Source organism: Ekhidna sp. (assembly GCF_965221965.1).
Lineage (GTDB): Bacteria > Bacteroidota > Bacteroidia > Cytophagales > Cyclobacteriaceae > Ekhidna.
On sequence record NZ_OZ244926.1, the window covers coordinates 3,211,323 to 3,230,777 of the forward strand.

A 19,455-nucleotide genomic window follows, 5' to 3' on the forward strand; every position below is an offset into this window, starting at 1 on the left:
TTACTGTTTTTCTGATTTTTGATGTGGCTTTTTGTCACGGAATTTATTTCGTTTCTTTTTCTTTTTCTTCTTTTTCCCCTTACCACTAAACTTCCGATCCATTGCCTCCAGGTCACTGTTTATGGAGGATGTGTCTAAATTGTCAATTTCAGATTCATTTTCCTGAAGAGTGACTGGTTTTTTCCCTTTCTTATTTAAAGCCTGTATTTCCTTGACACGCTCTACATCAACTGCATGCCAGTTATTATCATCGTCATACCCAAACCACATAATCTTTCGGAAAATATCAGTCTTTTGCAGCTTGGCCAGACCTCTTTGTGTCTTCAGAGGCTCTTCCACATCAGGTATGTCTTTTAGTGCCTCCATGTAGGTATCTAACTCATAGTTTAAACAGCACTTCAACCTTCCACATTGCCCGGACAACTTGCTTGGATTCAGCGATAGATTCTGATACCGGGCGGCAGAGGTAGACACATTTTTAAAATTGGTGAGCCATGTTGAACAGCAAAGCTCTCGTCCACAAACACCTAAACCTCCTATTCGGCCAGCCTCCTGGCGAACACTGATCTGACGCATTTCCACGCGTATTTTAAACTCACTCGCCAGAATCTTAATCAGTTCACGGAAATCCACTCTTCCTTCAGCTGAATAGAAAAAAGTGGCCTTGGTTCCATCGGCCTGAAACTCCACATCCGTAAGTTTCATTTCCAGCTTGGTATCCTGAATAATCCCTTTTGTACGATACATCACAGAATCTTCACGATTCCGAGCCTCATCCCAACGTTCCATGTCGCGTGAGGTGGCCTTCCTGTAAATTTCTCTTATTTCATCATCATCATTGACTCCCTTTTTCGACATCTGAAGTCTAACCAATTCACCTTGCAATGACACGTAACCAATGTGATGACCATTGGGTACGTTTACTACCACCGGATCACCTGTAACGATATCCAGTTTTTTAGTATTCCTATAAAATTCTTTGCGTCCGCTTTTGAAACGAACCTCCACTACGTCAAAACGATGCATAGCAGGGACATCCATATTTGAAAGCCAATCAAACACATTGAGCTTATTGCAACCTCCTGAGCTGCAATGACCGTTGTTTTTACACCCGGCCGATCCTCCTGTACCACAACTAGCGCATCCCATATTTCCGTAATCTAATGGATATCTTCAGGAAATTGAAGATTGAAAAAGAGGAAAAATTATTGACCCAATGCTTTGAGGTCAAAGCCAATATCTCCTCTAAACCTTTTCCCTTCCCAATTAATCTCCCTTCCTCCGGCGTAAGACTTACTCAATGCCTCACCTAAATTTTTACCTAGGCCGGTCAGGGCAATTACGCGTCCTCCGTTTGTAATAAGCTTTCCATCTTTCATGGTTGTACCTGCATGGAACGGCAATACAGTTCGAATGTCGCCCACTGTGATTTCATGCCCTTTCTCGTAAAATTCAGGATAACCGCGACTCACGTACATGACTGTGGAGGCAGTGAATCGTTCGTACTCAATTTCTGTATCTATTAGGTTTTTATCAGCAGTAGCTATCAAAAGCTCCAGGAAGTCCGTTTTTATTCGGGGAAGCACAACTTCGGTCTCCGGATCACCCATGCGCACATTATATTCAATCACATAAGGATCCCCACCTACGTTGATCAGGCCAAAGAAAATAAACCCACAATAGTCTATTTTTTCTTTTTTCAATCCGTCAATAGTTGGCTTGATGATTCGCTTGTTTACTTTTTCCTTAAAGGCTCTATCAGCAAAAACGACAGGTGACACAGCACCCATCCCTCCTGTATTCAGACCTGTATCCTTTTCTCCAATTCGCTTATAGTCTTTTGCTTCAGGCAAAATCCGGTAATCCTTGCCATCAGTAAGCACGAAGAATGAGACCTCAATTCCCTTTAAAAATTGTTCCAACAAAACCTTCTCACTCGCCGCTCCAAATTTTTTGTCTTCAATCAGGTTCCTAAGTGACTTTCTTGCCTCCTCAAGTTCCTCGGTTATAATCACACCCTTTCCGCCGGCTAAGCCATCTGCTTTCAACACATAGGGTGGTTCCAGTCGCTCCATGTATTTGATGGTCTCCTCCAGATTTTCTTCAGTGACTGTACGGGCATCAGCGGTAGGAATATCATATTTCTTCATGAACTCCTTCGCATACTCTTTGCTCCCCTCAAGCATGGCCCCCTTTGCATTTGGACCAATGATCTTAAGTTTCTTGAAGTCTTTACTGGAACGCAGGTGATCAACAATCCCATTGACAAGAGGATCTTCCGGACCGATAATGAGCATATCTATCTCATTTTCTTTTATGGCCTCACCAACCTTCTCAAAGTTCTTTGGATCGAGATCCAGATTTGTGCCCACTTTATGTGTACCCCCGTTTCCAGGTGCAATAAAAATCTTACCGCATTTAGGACTTTGTTTTACTTTCCAGGCAAGTGCATGTTCCCGACCTCCGGAACCAAGGATTAGAATGTTCATTGATTATGATTTTGCAAACAGGCGGCTAAGTTCACCGTATTCATTCTTTTTTCAAAGTGATGGTTACTAGTGTGCGTATTCTGACATGAATTTCACCCGCATCAAACGAACCTCATCTTCTGAATAATACTCGCCTAGCTCTTCCATAGCCACATTCATGTCGTCTGTTTCAGCATTCAAGAAATAATCATAAATATCATCCTGACGGTCATCATCTAGTAACTGATCGATGTAATAATCAATGTTGAGCTTGGTCCCGGAGTAGCAGATATTCTCAACCTCCGCGATTACATCTTCATATTTCATCCCTCTTGCCTCTGCGATCTCCTCAAAATCCATCTTCTGATCGATGTGCTGAATGATATAAATCTTGTTCTTTGATTTCGTGCCCGAAGTTTTTATCAAAACATCAGATGCAGTTATTATATCATTTTCCTCTACATACTCTTCAATCATCTGAAGGAAGGGTTCACCAAATTTCTTCGCTTTACTTTCGCCTACTCCGACAATCTGCTTCAGGTCATCCATTGTGGTAGGATAAACGGTACACATTTCCTCCATGGATGGATCACTGAAAATCACATAAGGTGGAATATCTTCCTGGTGAGCGATATCTTTTCGAAGTGTCTTCAGCATTCCGAAAAGTGTTTTGTCGTAAGCACTCACATTCACAGGAGCCTTATCCATCTCATCTTCGTTATCTATATCTGAGGTGTACTCATGGTCTTTGGTGAGTTTATGTGAATATGGCTTTTGCAGAAAGTCTTCTCCTTTTTTTGATACTTTGAAAACAGCCGGATTCTCAATATCCTTTTTCAAGAATTCATGTAGCAAAGTTTGCCGGATCACAGAACGCCAAAAATTCTCGTCAGCGTTGATGTCCTTCCCTTTTCCAAACACATCCAGCTTATCATGATCATAGCTTTTTACATGCTGTGTTGATTTCCCAACCAGCAAGGCCGCCAAATGATTAATATCAAATCGCTGATTCGTTTGCTTAACAGCCTGAATCACGAGCTCAATGATTTCTTTACCTTCAAACTGCTCTTTTGGATGGACACAGTTATCACACTGCCCACAATTATCTTCCGTATACTCCTCTCCGAAATAATGCAAAAGCTGCTTTCTTCTACAGATTGCTGAGTCGGCGTAAGATGCCATTTCCTCCAGGAGGAAACGTGCATTTTCTCTCTCAGTAACCGCCTTATCCTTATTGAATTTCTCCAGCTTCAGGATGTCATTGTAAGAATAAAACATCAGGCAATTACTGTTTATACCGTCTCTCCCTGCACGTCCGGTTTCCTGATAATAACCTTCTATGGATTTTGGAGCGTCATAGTGAACAACAAATCGCACATCAGGCTTATCAATACCCATTCCGAAAGCTATTGTTGCCACAATCACATCCACGTCTTCATTGAGAAAACCATCCTGGTTTTTCATGCGCTCTTTGGATTCCATGCCTGCATGATAGGGTGCAGCATTAATATCATTCACTCTGAGAAACTCAGCAATCTCCTCTACCTTTTTTCGACTCAGGCAATAAATAATTCCACTTTCTCCTTTATGATCCTTTATGAATTTAATCAGCTGTTTTTTCGCATTCTGTTTTGGACGAACCTCATAATAAAGATTCGTTCGATTGAATGAAGACTTAAAAAGTTTAGCTCCATCCATGGTTAGGTTTTTCTGGATATCCAGCTGAACCTTGGGTGTGGCAGTAGCTGTCAGTGCGATCATCGGAATATCGCCGAGCCTGGCAATAATATCTTTAATCCTTCTGTACTCAGGACGGAAATCATGCCCCCACTCTGAGATACAGTGTGCTTCATCAATAGCAACAAAGGATATTTTGGCTTGCTTTAGAAACTCTACGTTCTCTTCTTTAGTCAGGGACTCAGGAGCTACATATAAGAGTTTAACAGCACCGGATATCGTATCCTTTTTTACTCGATTGCTTTCTGATTTCGTAAGGGTGGAATTGAGAAACCGCGCGTGTACACCAACAGCGTTCATCTGATCCACCTGATTTTTCATCAGTGCAATGAGTGGTGAAATAACGATAGCCGTTCCATCCTGAACGATAGCCGGCAGCTGGTAACACAAAGATTTTCCAGCTCCAGTAGGCATAATTACAAACGTATTTTGCCTGTCAAGAATATTATGAATAATATCCTCTTGCTTACCTCTAAACTTGTCGTAACCAAAAACACGTTTAAGGCTATCCTTAAGGCTCACTTCCGCAGCTGTCTCCATCTCTCCTGTTGATGATGTAAAGTAAAAAGTTAATCAAAACCTTGATTGCAAACAAATTAAGATTCGGGTGAGTGCGTTATCTAAACGCATTGTGATAAGCTATATTTGCCAAGGCTAATTCTTACGCGAATTTCTCACCAAAATCTTATGAGTACAAATATTTATGTAGTGATTATGGCTGGTGGAAGCGGTACCCGCTTTTGGCCTTACAGCAGAGATGCGAAACCCAAACAATTTCTGGATGTGCTTGGAACCGGACGATCACTACTACAAATGACATTTGACCGATTTAGAGAGGTCACAACCTCGGATAAAATCTGGGTGGTTTCCAACGAGAAATATGATAAGCTTATTCAGGAGCAGCTACCGGAACTCGAAAAACATCAAATCCTGCTTGAAACAGAAAAGCGAAACACGGCTCCCTGCATCGCTTATGCGGCGTACAAGATCATGAAAAAAGACCCAAATGCGGTTCTGGTTGTTAGCCCTTCAGATCATGCCATTTTTAAAGAAAGTGAATTTCTTAAGGTTATCTCTACATCGGTGCAAAGCGCTGATGCTGAGGATAAATTAATCACCATTGGCATACGGCCAAATAGACCTGAAACAGGATATGGGTACATCCAGTATATAAGCGACCCGGGTGTCCCGGTTAAAAAAGTAAAGACATTTACAGAAAAGCCTGAGGTCGATCTTGCCGCCAAATTTTTAGAAAGCGGGGATTTTCTTTGGAATTCGGGGATTTTTGTCTGGTCCATTGATACAATTGTGAAAGCATTTGAAAAGCATGAAGACGAAATCGCAAGCTTATTTGCAGACGGATTAAATGAATTCTATACTGAGAATGAAAAAGCTTTTATCAAAAAGGCCTATAGTCAGTGTAAGAACATATCCATTGACTATGCCATCTTAGAGAAAGCTGAAAATGTTTACGTGGTACCGGGGGAATTTGGATGGTCAGATTTGGGATCCTGGAATGCGCTCCATGAAATCAAAGACAAGGACGATAACGAAAATGTCATTGAAGGGTCTGTTATGACGTATGAATCGAAAGACAATTACATTAAAGGAAAAAAAGGTAAAGTAACTGTCGTCCAGGGATGTGAAGGTATGTTAATCGCTGATTTCGACGATGTACTCCTTGTCTGCAAAAAAGAAGACTCTTCCATATTTAGAGATTTCATTACAGACGTAAAAGAGGCAAAAGGAGATAAGTTTGTCTAGACATTCCTTTGCCTTTGCACCTCATACAGCGCCATCCCGGTCGCCACACCTACATTTAGTGATTCAATGGAGCCGGACATAGGTACTTTAGCCACTTCATTAGCCAGGTCAATTAGCTCTTGAGAAATTCCCTGGTCCTCGGAACCCATAATGATTGCTGTGGGTATCGTGAAGTTCATTTGATCAAGTGTATTATCTGTCTTCTCTGAACAGGCGACCACATTGATTCCGGACTCATGAAGGTACTTAACTGCATCTCTGAGATTTTCCTCACGACATACCGGGAGGTAGTTAAAAGCTCCTGCTGATGTTTTAACAGCATCTTCATTGATCTGAGCACCTCCTTTTGAGGGAATGACCAACCCATGTACACCAAGGCATTCTGCAGTACGTGCAATTGCACCAAAATTTCTCACATCTGTAATCTCATCTAAAACCAATATCAATGGGTTCTTACCCTCTTCAAAAAGCTGTGGCACCAGGTGCTCAAGATTATGATATTGAACAGGAGAAATCAAAGCCACCACACCTTGGTGATTCTTTTTAGTGAACTTATTTATTCGCTCTACCGGTACTTTGGAAATAGGAGTGGTTGTCTGATGTAGCTCCAGCATCAACTCCCTGTAAAGATCGCTCTTTAGGTTTTTTTGAATAAACACCCGTTCCAGGTGCTGACCGGATTTTACAGCCTCTATAACTGTTCTTATCCCATAAATAATATTGGATTTCTTATTCATTTAATACCACGACGGATAGCCGCTATTTGGGTAAACCACTGCTCTTCAAATTCTATATTTCGTCGCAGCGAATAGGTTTTGGGTGCAAAAAAAGTGGAGATAATCGTGAACTCAAAAGCCGAACCATCATCATAATACCATTCTTCCAAACTCCCTGTGCGATAAACTTCATCTGGTTTACCAAAAACGATATACATCATGCCTCTATCTGTTTTCCAGCCGGGCTTGAAATCCGTGAAAAGTGTATTAGCATTCTCAACCCAATTATAATATTTTCTAATGGCATTGCGCGCCCTGTTCTTTGTGGAGTAGGTGTTCATCCAGAATGAATCAAATGATTCTTTTGGGTTTTTTGACCGAAGCATGGCCTTTTTTTCCTGCTCACTTGTCAGGTAAAGCATTGACTCAATTAACTCACCTAGCTGACGATACTCCGGAAAATATGGCTGCACTCTAAGCATCGTAACCCCTACAGTTGCTAGTGAATCTTTTCTTACCGTATAGAAATAGTTTTCCGCCCATACAGGTGAGCCACTGAATAGAAACGAAGTATCCATCGTCACCTGTGGTGCCAGAGGCTTCATGTCTGCCATCGGTGGATCGGCTGGCGGAAAGTCCTCCGTGTATTGCATTGCCAAAAGTGTATCCGTTCCTATCCATTTATGTCCGGATCGGTTGATGTATTTTTCCAGAATTGGCAAGCCTCTTTCATCTACCGGATAGATAGATGGAAAAGATAAAGAACCAATTCTTAAGCTAATGTCGTAATAGTAAAACGCTTCAGGCTTTGAAAACTTAATCACCAAAAGATTGCCCTCCACTTGAGGGAGTGACAGCTTAATTAACACTTCCTTACCCACATCCAGCAACGTATCAAGCGCAACAGGTTGGATGCTTTTATGCGCCTCAGATTCATAGCGGTCCTGCACCAAAAATTCATATGTCCAGGAATTGATGGAATCTGCAGAAACTTTTAAGAAGACGAACACTCCTTCATTTTCTTTGACTACCCGATGTGACATTTTAACACCGAAATTCACATCATACTGCCATGCCACATTAATCCTGGAGAAATTAATTGCATCAACAGAAAAGCTGCATAGAAGTGTGATTATGCCAATAAAAAAGACTTGCTTTCTCATAGAAATCCAAATTAGCGATATAATTGATTTTCTTTGTGCTCTTTATACAAAAATCATACGACAGTAACATAACATATGAGCGTATACACCACGGAAATAGCTTCCGATAAAATTCCTTCTGACAATGTCATTCACCAACGACTACTGTCTGCTTACCACCAGGCAAAACCATATATTAAAGGGGATTTGCTGGAACTTGGCTGTGGTGAGGGACGTGGAGTGGAATTGCTTGCCCCACTTGCTGATTCGTACGTAGGAATAGATAAAATCAAGCCTGTCGTTGAGGATCTTGAGAAAAAATTTCCCGACTATAAATTTATGAGCGGAGTGTTTCCACCATTCCCATTCGAAGATGATTCCTTTGACACCATCATCACTTTTCAGGTGATCGAGCATTTAAAAGATGATGAAGGATTCATTAAAGAGATTCATCGTGTATTAAAGCCTGGTGGAAAAGCACTAATTACAACTCCAAACATCAAAATGACGCTTTCAAGGAATCCCTGGCATGAGCGGGAATACACAGGCGATGAACTCAAAGCACTTTGTGAAAAATACTTTGATAAAGTAGACATGAAAGGGATAGCCGGAAGTGAAAAAGTGTTAGAATATCATGAAAGAAACAGAGCTTCTGTCCAGCGAATTATGCGATTTGACATTTTTGATTTACAACATAAGCTACCAGCCGGACTACTCCGAATCCCTTATGACATCCTCAATCGGATGAATAGAAATAAGCTCCGGGAAACTGACGATGAATTGGTTAAGTCAATTACCGTTCAAGACTTCAATTTGATGGATCAGGACGAACAAAACCTTGATTTATTCTGTTTACTAAGTAAATAAACCGCTATAGCGGAATAATTAATTTTTAATCACAGAAAAATCAAAATTTTTATGAATAAGGCATTAATCACAGAACTGAACCAGCTACTCTCGGACTTCCATGTATACTACCAAAACACACGCGGAGCTCACTGGAACATCAAAGGTCCAAGATTCTTTGAGCTGCATGTGAAGTTTGAGGAACTCTACACAGAGGCATTGGATCATATTGATGAAATAGCTGAACGTATCCTGACTATCGGCGGTCGTCCAGATCATACGTTAGAAGTTTATCTGGAGAAATCCAAAATACAATCTGTAAAGGACGAGTCTAATGATGAGGCATTGGTTAAAACAATGGTAAGCAATCTAACGACTTTAGTAGCTCAGGAAAATAAAGTTAAGGAACTGGCCGTTGAAGCTGGTGACAATGAAACAGAAGATATGATGATCGCCCTGGTAAATTCTCAAGAGAAAACCCAGTGGATGTTCAATTCGTGGTTAGGTAAGTGAAACAACATCAATTAAAATACTTGAAATACCTGCTGTCAGCATTTTTGATAGCAGGTATTTTTATTTCCGCTCCAGCACAAAAGAGAAAAAAGCAGCGAGCTAAGAGGATTGAATCTGTTATTGCAACCGGACGATCCTACATTGGCACTCCTTACAAATGGGGTGGAATGTCCCGGTCCGGGATCGATTGCTCCGGTTTGATCTACAACTCCTACAAAACCATAGGAGTGAGCCTTCCACGCACAGCAAAAGCTCAATCCAAAACGGGAAAGAAGCGAGGATGGAATAGTCTTCGTGAAGGCGACCTGGTCTACTTCAAATTCAAGAAAAAAGGAAGCAAGTGGTATCACAGTGGCATGATTACCCATGTAAGTAATGACAAAATCCTGTTTGTTCATTCCTCCTCTTCAAGAGGAGTAATCGAATCCAACCTACTTGCGGATTATTATAAGAATAATGTGAAGAAGTTTAGGAGGGTGATTAGATAAAGTATTCTTTTACCAACAATACTTGCCGTTATTAGGAATTTGAATTTATCATTGCTGGTAAATTTAAAACCTAACAGAAATGAAAAAAGTATTTTTTTTAATCACCGTGCTATCTCTATCTTCTTGCGCTACTATTATTCTAGGATCAAGACAACCAGTAAGCATTGCAAGTAGCCCCTCAAATGCTCAGATATATGTTAACGGAGAGTTAGAAGGTAAAACCCCGAAGAGTATAAATATTAAAAAAAGTGAGGCCGAAAGCTTTAATATAAAAATTGAGCTTGAAGGTTACGAGCCTTATGAGACTGTGTTATCGAGAAAAACTAGCGGCTGGATTGCTGGAAATATTGTATTTGGTGGATTAATTGGACTTATAATAGATGCAGCTACTGGTAGTATGTACAAACTTTCACCTGAAGAAATTAATGCTCAACTGGGGGGATCAGCGATGAATGATCTCAAGAAGAATGAAGTCATTATTATGACAACCTTAAACCCTGACCCTGACTGGGAAAAAATTGGATCGCTTAAAAGAGCGAATTGATTAAATATGAGAAGCCTCTAGAATATCTAGAGGCTTTTTTTGTGGAGCTAGCCGGTCTCGATCGCAGCAGCGAACCGCCAGGCGACCTCTACACTGCCGATGCTTTTAGACCTGCTATTGAATATAAATATAGTGGAGCTAATGGGATTCGAACCCATGACCTCTACACTGCCAGTGTAGCGCTCTAGCCAACTGAGCTATAGCCCCATGAGGATCGCAAATATAAGCGCATATCAAGAAATCCACACTAGTAGAATACAAATGACATAAGAATCAGCTTATGCACTAATTTTGTAATCAGAAATGGAAATATTTAAACAGTTCACATTCGATTCTGCCCACTTTTTACCCAATGTGCCTGATGGACACAAGTGCAAAAACATACATGGACATACGTATCACCTGAAAGTTATTTTTGATGGGCCACTTGACAACCATTTAGGGTGGGTGATGGATTTTGCAGATATAAAACAGGTGGTAAAACCGATCGTGGACAAGCTGGACCACAAACTAATGAACGATATTGAGGGTCTTGAGAATCCGACTTGTGAACACATCGCTGTATGGCTATGGGATCGGATAAAGCCCGAAATCCCAATGCTTTGTCGAATAGAGCTCAATGAAACCCCAACATCAGGTGCAGTGTATCGCGGGGAGCATTCAGCTAAATAACTTCATAATTTCTTCGGGCACACGTTTCAGCTTTTCTGTAGCTCGTTCTATTAGGCACCAATTTGATTTCACCTCTACAAGCAACTCATCTCCTTTGTAAACCTTTACAATCCTGTCTGAAAAGGGTCCCCGATAACCATCTACAAACGTTTTCGCTGTAATCTCATCCCCGAGAAATGCCTGCTTCTTATACTCCACATGATGAGACCGGACCATCCAGAAATACTTTTCATTTATCTCCTCACTGATTTCTGAAAGCCAATGCTCTCGTGAAATATCTAGTGCCCACTGCATATACACCAGGTTGTTTACATGATTATTGAAATCGAGGTGGTCTTTGGTGACAGTGATTCTTTTTGTGAAAATTTTCATTTAATGGTTTAGTGATTTTTAGCGTTTGCATAAATTAGCAGTTTTTCAATAAAACTTACATGAAACACCTTTTCACTTTAGCATTATTAATTCTTTCACTTTTCTCACAAGCACAAAATGTGAGATTATCGAAAAGTCAAGTCAAGGCTAACCTTATTCCTCTTGCAATTGCTTACGAAGGGAAAGTAAACAATACTATGTCATACACTATAAGCGGTGGTATGATACCCTCTATACTAGTAGAAAACTATACTAGTGGTTTCGAGCCTGTGACTGAAACGTTTGTATTTCTTCATCCTTATATCACCTCATCATTTAGAAGCTATTATGCAAGAAATAAAGTCAAAGAACAAGATTTGATGAAAAACTCCGGGAATTACATTGGGATGTTCCATTCACATCAATTTGCTCCTTTCGGAAGTACGGATGACACAATTGAAGAACGAGCTCGAAATCGAGAAACCAATGTGTTTGTAGTTGGACCGGTTTGGGGACTTCAAAGAAATTATGCTAGTGGTATCCATCTCGATTTTAGCATTGGTCTAGGGTATAAAAACGGTGAATATATTAGCGGAGATGTTTCACTCATAGGTGGATTTGAACTTGGTTTTATTCTATTTTCAAAGTAGAATTACCACTCCACAATCACCATCAGGTTTGGTGCAAAACCAATGGCCTCACGATCCACAAAGCCCTGTCTGCTTCTAAAGACCCGATCCGTCAGGTTATCTTGATTGAGCGCATTGACAATAGATATGCCAAATGACGCACTCCACTTTCTTTCATCCGTCTGTGGAATTTTATAAGAGGCTGAAAGGTCGAGTGAATGAACACTAGGATACCGATCCGGCACATCTGCAAATGGATTAGGTGGAGGTGGAACGCCAGGTGGTGGAGGTAGAGCACCGGGTGGCGGGCCGGCTCTGAAGATAGATTCTGCGAACGCAATATCTAAAGAGTACGCATTAAGGCCGGAAGCATACCGCCAACCAGCGGATAGCTTCCATCGATTTTTCTTATAAGCTCCTCCAAGATACAACACATGCGGCTGGACATATTTTGATTTATAAGTAATTTGATCGGTTGTATCAATCGTAATTTTCGAATCATGATAGGAGTATCCAGCCCATAGGGAAGTAGCTTCCGAAACCTGCTTTTTGAGTAAAATATCCACACCATAGGTCTGCTGATCCATGGTGTAAAAGTCACGTTCCGGGTTTAAAACCCGATCCTCGTAAATGGTGATATCGTTTGCTGTCTTATGGAATGTCTCAACATCAAATATCCAATCATTAACGCTGATCACTCCGCCAAACATAGATTGAGTACCCCTCATGATAAAACCAGATTCATTATCAGCAAGCACCCATAATTCATTATCAAATCCACCGCTGGAATACTCCAGATTTTTCACCTGACTTAAGAACTGGTTGTACCAGCCATGAGATCCTTTCAGTGTTGCCCAATTAGTTAAATCATAATTGATAAGGATCCTTGGAGAGATGCTGTAATCATCCAATTTACTATAGTAGGTACTCCGGAAGCCTAGCTGTAAAAACACCTTTTGCCAGCCATAGAATTCAACATTTGCAAAAGGTGAAATGGTCGACGATGATACCTCTTTCTGATAGATGAAAGTCGATGAATCCCGAAGCTGATTTTGGTAATTAGTGGATACAGTTTGCCATTTATAGTCCACTCCAAATTGAAGGTTGGAATATTCATTTTCTTTAGAAAACTCTTGAACAACATTGATATCGTCTATGCTATTGTCTGACTGGAATGGATCTATGTCAGGTGCCAGTGTGTTCACGGTAAACTCAAAATCGTACCTAGAATAAGTGGTATTAACCTCTGAGCTCCAACCCTGACCCCATTCAGCCTCCCAGGAAAGATTTGCACCCGTATTTTCATATCGGTTTTCGTTTGATCTCCCCGGAACATCCGGTGGTGTTACTGGCATAAAGTTGACATCTGAAAATGTATGAATCGCAGATATGCCTAATCTATTATTTTCATTTAGCTGATAGGACAGCTTACCATTGTAATCACTAAAAAAAACCTCCACTCTTTCTGTCAACAATCCACCTTGACCAATCAATGATGTGCCTGCAAAAACTGACTCTGATATAGCTTCCAGTTTTGGTGATTTGAATGATCTTGGATATGAGTTTCGAATACTCAATGTGCCACTAAGTTTATCTGAAAGACGAAATTTTCCATATCCCATGCCAAATAGTGTGTTTGCTCCTAACCCGTACTTGGATGAACCCATTGCCTCATCCGAATTGACCACAATTGCTCCCCCCACACGATCTCCTAATCTGGGATGAAACCCACTTCGATAGACCTCCACATCATCCACGATTTTTGGATTATATGGAGAGATCGTTCCATAATAATGTCCTCTGTGATATATTGGTATGTTATCAAAGAGTATCAGTGTTTGATCGGTCTCACTACCACGGATGAGTAAGTTTCCGGCACGGCCGTCCGGATTGGTGATGCCCGGAAGTGCTGCTATTGAGGTGAAAATATCACCATCCGTTTCTCCAGGTAATAACGGCAGATCATTGACATCAATTTGGATTTGCTGACGAGAAGGCATCATGTTAATCCCCTTCGTTAAATAGTCCTCCACGACTACCGTATTCAATCTGCGCGTTGGCAAACCCAGGCCCACCTGTAAAGACTTTTGATTAAATAAATCCTTTACAGCTATAGGTGTAGGCTTATAGCCTTGACTAAAGACTTTTATATTATCTCGTTGGTCAGGTTTGTAATTAAATTGCCATGCACCATTTTCGAATGTCGTCCGTATTGGTGCATCATTAATCACAACCTGAACGCCAAAAGATTCGGTGATCGCTGAGTTGTCCAAAGAATCTCTTACATCAATCTTGTAAGTGGTTTCAACAGCACTAATAGTAAAGTACTCTTCATCAATCTGTTCAACCTCTAAAGGAAACCGATCTTCGATTTCAGAAATGAATTTTGATAGGTCATTTGTGGTGAAAACAGCTTCCTCATCAACCATAAGCATAAGTTCAGCGTCAAATGAAAAGGTTATATCCATAGCTTTTTCATAACTCCTGACAGCATAAAAAAATGGTTTCGATGCAGTTTGTGCATGAATGAAGAAGGTTGCCAGAGAGGCAATAAAAAAAACTACGGCGCGCATGGGATTACTTTGAATCGGACAAGGTTATTTTTTTCCCATCCTTATCATAATCGATTTCAAAAGGTAAAAAAACAATTCGTAAAGCTACGTCCAGGTTATCATTTGGTATAGTGCCTGTAAATCGCCGAGACGTGTTTACCCTACCCTTATCGACGGTAATTCCATATAGTTTTTCCAGTGATTTAATCACCTGGGTGAGTGGTGCGTTCTCAAATTTGGTTTGATTTTGAAGCCACTCCGGCATAGTCCTGGAAGTCACTTTCTTAGCTCCCCACCTGCCCTCAAAGAAAAGGTACGCCTCACCTCCAGATACAGTGACTGATTTAGTGCCTGTTTTTGGCTTGGCTTTCACTCTTCCTTCAAAACAGATAACATTAAGACCTTCCTCAAAATCATCTACTTCGAAAGTTGTTCCCAATACTTCCACTGTCCCAATTGGGGACTCGACACTAAATGGAGCACCTTTTTCAACTTCAAAAAGGGCTTTGCCTCTCAATTCAATTTTCCTTCTCGCCCTTTTTGACTTCAATCTTTTCTCCTTCAGCGCAACCACTTTCTCCCATTCATCCTCATCCCATGAAATCTCTGAGTTTGGTGCCAGCGTCACGACAGACCCATCCGGTAATTCAATGGTTCTTACCTCTCCAACTTGTGAGGAATATGAGACCGTGCTATCGCCCATTAAAATCCATAAATAGGAAACGACAGTGAGTAATATAACAGCTGCTGCGGCATAGCTCAACCATGGGTTCTTTGTTCTCACTTTTCCTTTAGGTCGGGACGTAATTTCCTTCGGATTCAGCAAACGTTGAGACTGATCAGGCACCCAGTTATCTACCTCGCCCACTATCTGGATGTATTTCAAGGCTTCTTCCTTACCAATTCGCTCTACCAGCTCTTCGTCGGTAAGTTCACCATCTAGCCATTTTGATAAGTTTTCGTCCATAATTTCTACTTTCTTGCTTGTAAAAAGGGGAAATCGTTTTTTACCCTACTCAGACTTTCAGGTAATCCAACTCATCCAGGTTTTCCTTAAGTGCTTTCACTGCCGTGCTGATATGCTTTTCCACTGTTTTTATAGAGATATCCATGATCTCAGCAATTTCCCTGTTTTTGTATTTATCGATGCGGCTCATCAGGAAAACCACTCGCTGCTTTTCAGGCAAGTCAGAAACGGCAGTTTCCAACCGCTCCTTAAACTCCTCTTCCTGGTACATAAACTCTGGATTTTGTTCCATTTGATCTTCGGAACGATCCATTCGATATTCAAATTTTAGCACCACTTTTTGGTGATCATAGTGGTCCAGAAACAATCGATTGGCGGTGGTGAAAAGAAAGCCCAGTGATTTCTCAATGGCCACCTTCGCGCAATTGTTCCATAATCGTATAAAGGCTTCTTGCGTAAAATCCCGCGCCTTTTCTAAATCACCCAGCTTGTAAAAGAGGAAATTTCTGACTTTAAGCTCATGACTGGTGTATTCCTGATGGAATACCTGCTCCTCACATAATGATCGCTCCACGTTAGGTTTTGGTTTTGCCTGGTTCTGGACAAATGTAATTCATGGAGTAATCACATCGCATGGAAAACGACCATCAAAAAATTCAATCACTCTGGTAGGGTAATTGAATACCTCACCGTCACTAATTCGCAATCAATAGGAATTCGGTTGCTGAGAGTAAGAAACGAAATGCAATTCATGTGGTAGTGAATGCTAAGGCGGAGCGCCCTCCAGGCGCTTAATAGAGCGGCCTGTGGTGGGCCGCTTTTTTTATAACCATTTGATAGTCAATGGATTTTTTTATAATTTAAGAGTTAGTTTTCTTTGCAACTTTCAACCATCAGCCAGCATGAAACACATATTAACGCGCTTAATAAAGCGCTTCGTTAAGCGCTATAGAAAAAACAGGTATTACAAAAAGCCATCACCTTACATGTACATTACTAAAGTGAATTAGCAAATTGAATTCTGATATTCTCTCTTCCCATACCTAAATTCACTTATGCGGAAAGAGGAACTGATTCAATCCCACTTTGGAAAGTATAGTCAAACAAGCTCGGAAGCACTCGCGTATTTATGCGAACATTTCCAAGAAAAAGAATATACTGCAAGAGAAATAATTGTAGAAGGTGGCGGATTGGCCAAATACTTCTATCTGGTGCAATCCGGCGTTCAGGCCATCTATATCATCAATACTAAAGGAGAAAAGGTAATACTCGGATTTTCTTTTACCGGAAATATTTCAGGGGTTTATGATTCATTCATTACCGGCGAGCCTTCAAACCTCTTTTTGGAAGCCATCACACCGACTAAAATGATTGGGATCAGCCGAACAGACTACTTTGCCCTGTTTAATCAATTCCCGGAATTCTATCAATGGAGAACTCACTTCATTGAAAACATTTTGTTTGGAAGGCTCTCCAGAGAGGTTGAAATGATGACCCTCTCTGCAAAAGAACGTTTTGATGCGTTTGTGAAAAGATGCCCTCCTGAATTACTTGAGGTACCTCAAAAATACCTTGCTAGCTACCTCAACATGACCCCAGAAACATATAGCCGATTACGAGCGCTAAGAGATTAATTGATCTATATCAATTTTTTTGTTGTTCAAACAGCACAGCTTTGAATCGTCAAAAACAACAAAATTATGGAAGCCAACTACGAAAAAATGCTCCAGGATTCGAATCGAATCAAAAACTACATAAAAGGTGATATCGCCAACATGGATGAAAGTGTATTAACCAAAAAACAAAGTGCCAAAAAATGGTCTGCGCTTGAGGTAGTTGAACACTTAAACAAGGTCTACGATGTATACCTCGATAACTTTCGAAAAGTGATAGATGGTGCTGATGACCTACCTGAGAGTGAGGCCCCAACCATGAAGCGGACGATTGTGGCCCGTCTTTCCATATATGCAAACAAGCCAAAAGGAAAGAAACGAAGATTTAAAGTTAAAACGTTTGATTTTTTCCGTCCGGCCATCGCTCCTGAGCAGTTGCATGATATTCTTGATACATATCTTCAAAACAAAGAAACGTTCAACGGACTGATCAAGGATGCCCGAACAAAAAACTTGAGGAATGTAAAGATTCCTACTGCTTTGGGAGAACGTGTGAAATTTTATGTAGCAGAGTGTTTTGAATTCCTTTTGGCTCATGAAGAGCGCCACATGATTCAGATTGCAGAAGCCGTAGAAGCCGCTAGATAAAACGTATTTTCAAGACTATTAACAGGCGGTAGGTTGACAATCGTCATACCTACTTCGCATTTCTGCATTTACTTTGGGGCACCAAAAAATCTCGATGATATGATCAAAAACGAAAGCCCCGACCTCAAAATAGCTCAAAAGGCCACTTTAAGACATATTGAGGAAATCGCAAAAAAACTAAATCTCACAAACGGTGAAATAGAACAATACGGAAAATACAAGGCGAAAATTCCTCTTTCCTACATTGATGAAGATAAGATTAAGAAAAGCAACATGATCCTGGTCACCGCGATCACCCCAACTCCTGCCGGAGAGGGTAAAACAACCGTATCTGTTGGGCTTACGGATGGCCTCAATAGCATCGGTAAAAAAGCGATGGCTGTTCTACGAGAGCCGTCATTGGGTCCGGTTTTTGGAATAAAAGGGGGAGCAACCGGGGGAGGATATTCTCAACTTATCCCCATGGAAGACATTAATCTTCATTTCAATGGAGATTTTGCTGCCATCGAAAAGGCTAACAACCTGCTTTCAGCACTAATCAATAATAATATTTACGGAAGATCAAGAAATCTCGGAATAGATCCGCGTACAGTTAAATGGCGCTGGGCTATGGACATGAATGACCGATCGCTCAGGAACATAGTAACAGGTCTCGGAGGAAAGCAAGGGGGATTCTTGCAAGAGTCTGGGTTTAATATTACCGCAGCATCAGAGATTATGGCGATCCTTTGCCTGGCAAAAGATTTGTCAGACCTGAAAGAGCGTATGGGAAATATTTATATAGGTGATACCTTCACGGGGGAGGCCATCTACGCCAAAGACCTCAATGCCCATGGAGCAATGGCAGCCTTGCTCAAAGACGCCATAAAACCCAACCTGGTACAAACACTAGAGGGCAACCCGGCCATCATTCATGGTGGTCCCTTTGCGAACATTGCTCAAGGCACCAACTCATTGATCGGAACGAAAATCGGGCTATCCCTGGCTAATTATGTTGTAACAGAAGCAGGCTTTGGGGCTGATTTGGGGGCTGAAAAATTCTTCAATATCAAGTGTCGGGCAGGTGGAATCAGTCCAAAAGCTGTGGTATTGGTGGCTACAGTAAGAGCTTTAAAATATCATGGAGGGGTAAAGAAAGATGAGTTGGAAGCACCGAATGTTGAAGCGGTTGAAGAAGGGCTTGGAAACCTCGAAAAGCACATTGAAAACATTAAGTCGTTCGGGATCCCGGTGGTTGTAGCAATCAACAAATTTGTGTCTGACACAGAAGCCGAGATGGAGTGTATTGTAAAAAGATGCAAAAGCCATGCGGTGGAAGTTGCTCTTTCCGACGGCTGGGCCAATGGGGGTAAAGGCATGGAGGACCTTGCCACTAAGGTAGTGACTGCCACCGAGCAATGTGAGGGCGCTTTTACTCCAACTTATAAACTTGAAGATTCATTTAAGGATAAGATACAGTCCATTGCCGAACGCGTATATGGAGCCAATAAAATTGTTTATAGCGTGAGTGCAGAATCAATGTTAAAAAGGGCAGAAAAACTGGGCTATGGACATTTTCCTGTCTGTATAGCTAAAACCCAAAGTTCCTTTTCGGATGATGCGGCTTACTACGGACGACCCACAAATTTCACCTTGCATGTAAGAGAAGTGGAAATTGCAGCGGGCGCAGGATTTATCATCCCGATCACTGGTAAAATGCTACGCATGCCTGGTCTTCCAGCTATTCCTGCTGCAGAGAATATAGACATAGACGATCAAGGTAACATAACCGGCTTGTTCTAAATCTTCAGCTACTTAAGCTGGCA

At 41.2% G+C, this 19,455-nt stretch carries 19 protein-coding genes and 1 tRNA gene; 10 read left to right on the plus strand and 10 right to left on the minus strand.

Annotation, left to right across the window (positions count from 1 at the left end; genetic code table 11):
• The 3 genes from ACOQON_RS15110 to recQ all read right to left on the minus strand — a co-directional run bounded on the left by ACOQON_RS15110 (position 1) and on the right by recQ (position 4,745).
• Positions 1-1,149, minus strand: coding sequence for a PSP1 domain-containing protein (locus tag ACOQON_RS15110; protein ID WP_420576256.1), 1,149 nt, complete (start codon positions 1,147-1,149; stop codon positions 1-3).
• A 56-nt stretch (positions 1,150-1,205) separates the two neighbouring features.
• On the minus strand, positions 1,206-2,489 hold the full coding sequence (purD, locus tag ACOQON_RS15115) for a phosphoribosylamine--glycine ligase (RefSeq protein WP_420576257.1): 1,284 nt from the start codon (positions 2,487-2,489) through the stop codon (positions 1,206-1,208).
• Positions 2,490-2,555: 66 nt separating this feature from the next.
• Positions 2,556-4,745, minus strand: coding sequence for a DNA helicase RecQ (gene recQ, locus ACOQON_RS15120; RefSeq protein WP_420576258.1), 2,190 nt, complete (start codon positions 4,743-4,745; stop codon positions 2,556-2,558).
• 147 nt (positions 4,746-4,892) lie between these two features.
• On the opposite strand from recQ, the gene ACOQON_RS15125 reads away from it, so the two are divergent.
• Positions 4,893-5,969, plus strand: a complete 1,077-nt coding sequence (locus ACOQON_RS15125) for a mannose-1-phosphate guanylyltransferase (protein WP_420576259.1) — start codon at positions 4,893-4,895, stop codon at positions 5,967-5,969.
• Here the strand turns inward: ACOQON_RS15125 and rlmB are convergent.
• Both rlmB and ACOQON_RS15135 read right to left on the minus strand, forming a co-directional pair.
• Positions 5,966-6,706 carry a 23S rRNA (guanosine(2251)-2'-O)-methyltransferase RlmB gene (rlmB, locus tag ACOQON_RS15130; protein ID WP_420576260.1) on the minus strand — a complete coding sequence of 247 codons (741 nt, stop codon included), beginning with the start codon at positions 6,704-6,706 and terminating at the stop codon, positions 5,966-5,968. The genes ACOQON_RS15125 and rlmB overlap by 4 nt on opposite strands.
• Positions 6,703-7,848 carry a GWxTD domain-containing protein gene (locus tag ACOQON_RS15135; protein ID WP_420576261.1) on the minus strand — a complete coding sequence of 382 codons (1,146 nt, stop codon included), beginning with the start codon at positions 7,846-7,848 and terminating at the stop codon, positions 6,703-6,705. The genes rlmB and ACOQON_RS15135 overlap by 4 nt, the downstream gene beginning before the upstream one ends.
• A 75-nt stretch (positions 7,849-7,923) precedes the next feature.
• On the opposite strand from ACOQON_RS15135, the gene ACOQON_RS15140 reads away from it, so the two are divergent.
• The 4 genes from ACOQON_RS15140 to ACOQON_RS15155 all read left to right on the plus strand — a co-directional run bounded on the left by ACOQON_RS15140 (position 7,924) and on the right by ACOQON_RS15155 (position 10,218).
• On the plus strand, positions 7,924-8,694 hold the full coding sequence (locus ACOQON_RS15140; protein WP_420576262.1) for a class I SAM-dependent methyltransferase: 771 nt from the start codon (positions 7,924-7,926) through the stop codon (positions 8,692-8,694).
• 51 nt (positions 8,695-8,745) lie between these two features.
• Positions 8,746-9,186 carry a Dps family protein gene (locus ACOQON_RS15145; protein ID WP_420576263.1) on the plus strand — a complete coding sequence of 147 codons (441 nt, stop codon included), beginning with the start codon at positions 8,746-8,748 and terminating at the stop codon, positions 9,184-9,186.
• A gap of 20 nt (positions 9,187-9,206) precedes the next feature.
• A complete protein-coding gene (locus ACOQON_RS15150) occupies positions 9,207-9,674 on the plus strand; it encodes a C40 family peptidase (protein WP_420576264.1) in 468 nt (155 codons plus the stop codon).
• Positions 9,675-9,753: 79 nt separating this feature from the next.
• A complete protein-coding gene (locus ACOQON_RS15155) occupies positions 9,754-10,218 on the plus strand; it encodes a PEGA domain-containing protein (RefSeq protein ID WP_420576265.1) in 465 nt (154 codons plus the stop codon).
• Between the two features lie 133 nt (positions 10,219-10,351).
• On the opposite strand, the gene ACOQON_RS15160 is transcribed toward ACOQON_RS15155, so the two are convergent.
• Positions 10,352-10,425: transfer RNA gene (locus ACOQON_RS15160), tRNA-Ala, on the minus strand.
• 96 nt (positions 10,426-10,521) lie between these two features.
• Here ACOQON_RS15160 and queD point away from each other — a divergent pair.
• Complete coding sequence (gene queD / locus ACOQON_RS15165) at positions 10,522-10,890, plus strand: 6-carboxytetrahydropterin synthase QueD (RefSeq protein ID WP_420576266.1); 369 nt, start codon at positions 10,522-10,524, stop codon at positions 10,888-10,890.
• On the opposite strand, the gene ACOQON_RS15170 is transcribed toward queD, so the two are convergent.
• Positions 10,879-11,262: an acyl-CoA thioesterase gene (locus tag ACOQON_RS15170; protein WP_420576267.1), complete on the minus strand. Its 384-nt coding sequence runs from the start codon at positions 11,260-11,262 to the stop codon at positions 10,879-10,881. The two genes, queD and ACOQON_RS15170, sit on opposite strands and share 12 nt — an antisense overlap.
• A gap of 59 nt (positions 11,263-11,321) precedes the next feature.
• Here ACOQON_RS15170 and ACOQON_RS15175 point away from each other — a divergent pair, with 59 nt between their 5' ends.
• Positions 11,322-11,891, plus strand: a complete 570-nt coding sequence (locus ACOQON_RS15175; protein WP_420576268.1) for a hypothetical protein — start codon at positions 11,322-11,324, stop codon at positions 11,889-11,891.
• 2 nt (positions 11,892-11,893) lie between these two features.
• On the opposite strand, the gene ACOQON_RS15180 is transcribed toward ACOQON_RS15175, so the two are convergent.
• Genes ACOQON_RS15180 through ACOQON_RS15190 form a run of 3 tightly spaced genes read right to left on the minus strand, consistent with a single transcriptional unit; the run spans position 11,894 to position 15,963 of the window.
• Positions 11,894-14,443, minus strand: a complete 2,550-nt coding sequence (locus ACOQON_RS15180) for a TonB-dependent receptor plug domain-containing protein (protein WP_420576269.1) — start codon at positions 14,441-14,443, stop codon at positions 11,894-11,896.
• 4 nt (positions 14,444-14,447) lie between these two features.
• The gene (locus ACOQON_RS15185; protein ID WP_420576270.1) at positions 14,448-15,389 is read right to left on the minus strand and encodes a FecR family protein; all 942 of its coding nucleotides are present in this window, start codon (positions 15,387-15,389) and stop codon (positions 14,448-14,450) included.
• A 49-nt stretch (positions 15,390-15,438) separates the two neighbouring features.
• On the minus strand, positions 15,439-15,963 hold the full coding sequence (locus ACOQON_RS15190) for an RNA polymerase sigma factor (protein WP_420576271.1): 525 nt from the start codon (positions 15,961-15,963) through the stop codon (positions 15,439-15,441).
• Between the two features lie 481 nt (positions 15,964-16,444).
• Here ACOQON_RS15190 and ACOQON_RS15195 point away from each other — a divergent pair, with 481 nt between their 5' ends.
• From ACOQON_RS15195 to ACOQON_RS15205, 3 genes are all read left to right on the plus strand, one after another.
• Complete coding sequence (locus ACOQON_RS15195; RefSeq protein WP_420576272.1) at positions 16,445-17,023, plus strand: Crp/Fnr family transcriptional regulator; 579 nt, start codon at positions 16,445-16,447, stop codon at positions 17,021-17,023.
• A gap of 66 nt (positions 17,024-17,089) precedes the next feature.
• Positions 17,090-17,650 (plus strand): DinB family protein, encoded by a 561-nt coding sequence (locus ACOQON_RS15200; RefSeq protein WP_420576273.1) that lies wholly within the window; start codon positions 17,090-17,092, stop codon positions 17,648-17,650.
• A gap of 99 nt (positions 17,651-17,749) precedes the next feature.
• Entirely contained in the window at positions 17,750-19,432 is a 1,683-nt protein-coding gene (locus tag ACOQON_RS15205) for a formate--tetrahydrofolate ligase (protein WP_420576274.1), read from the plus strand.
• Positions 19,433-19,455: the final 23 nt, after the last annotated feature.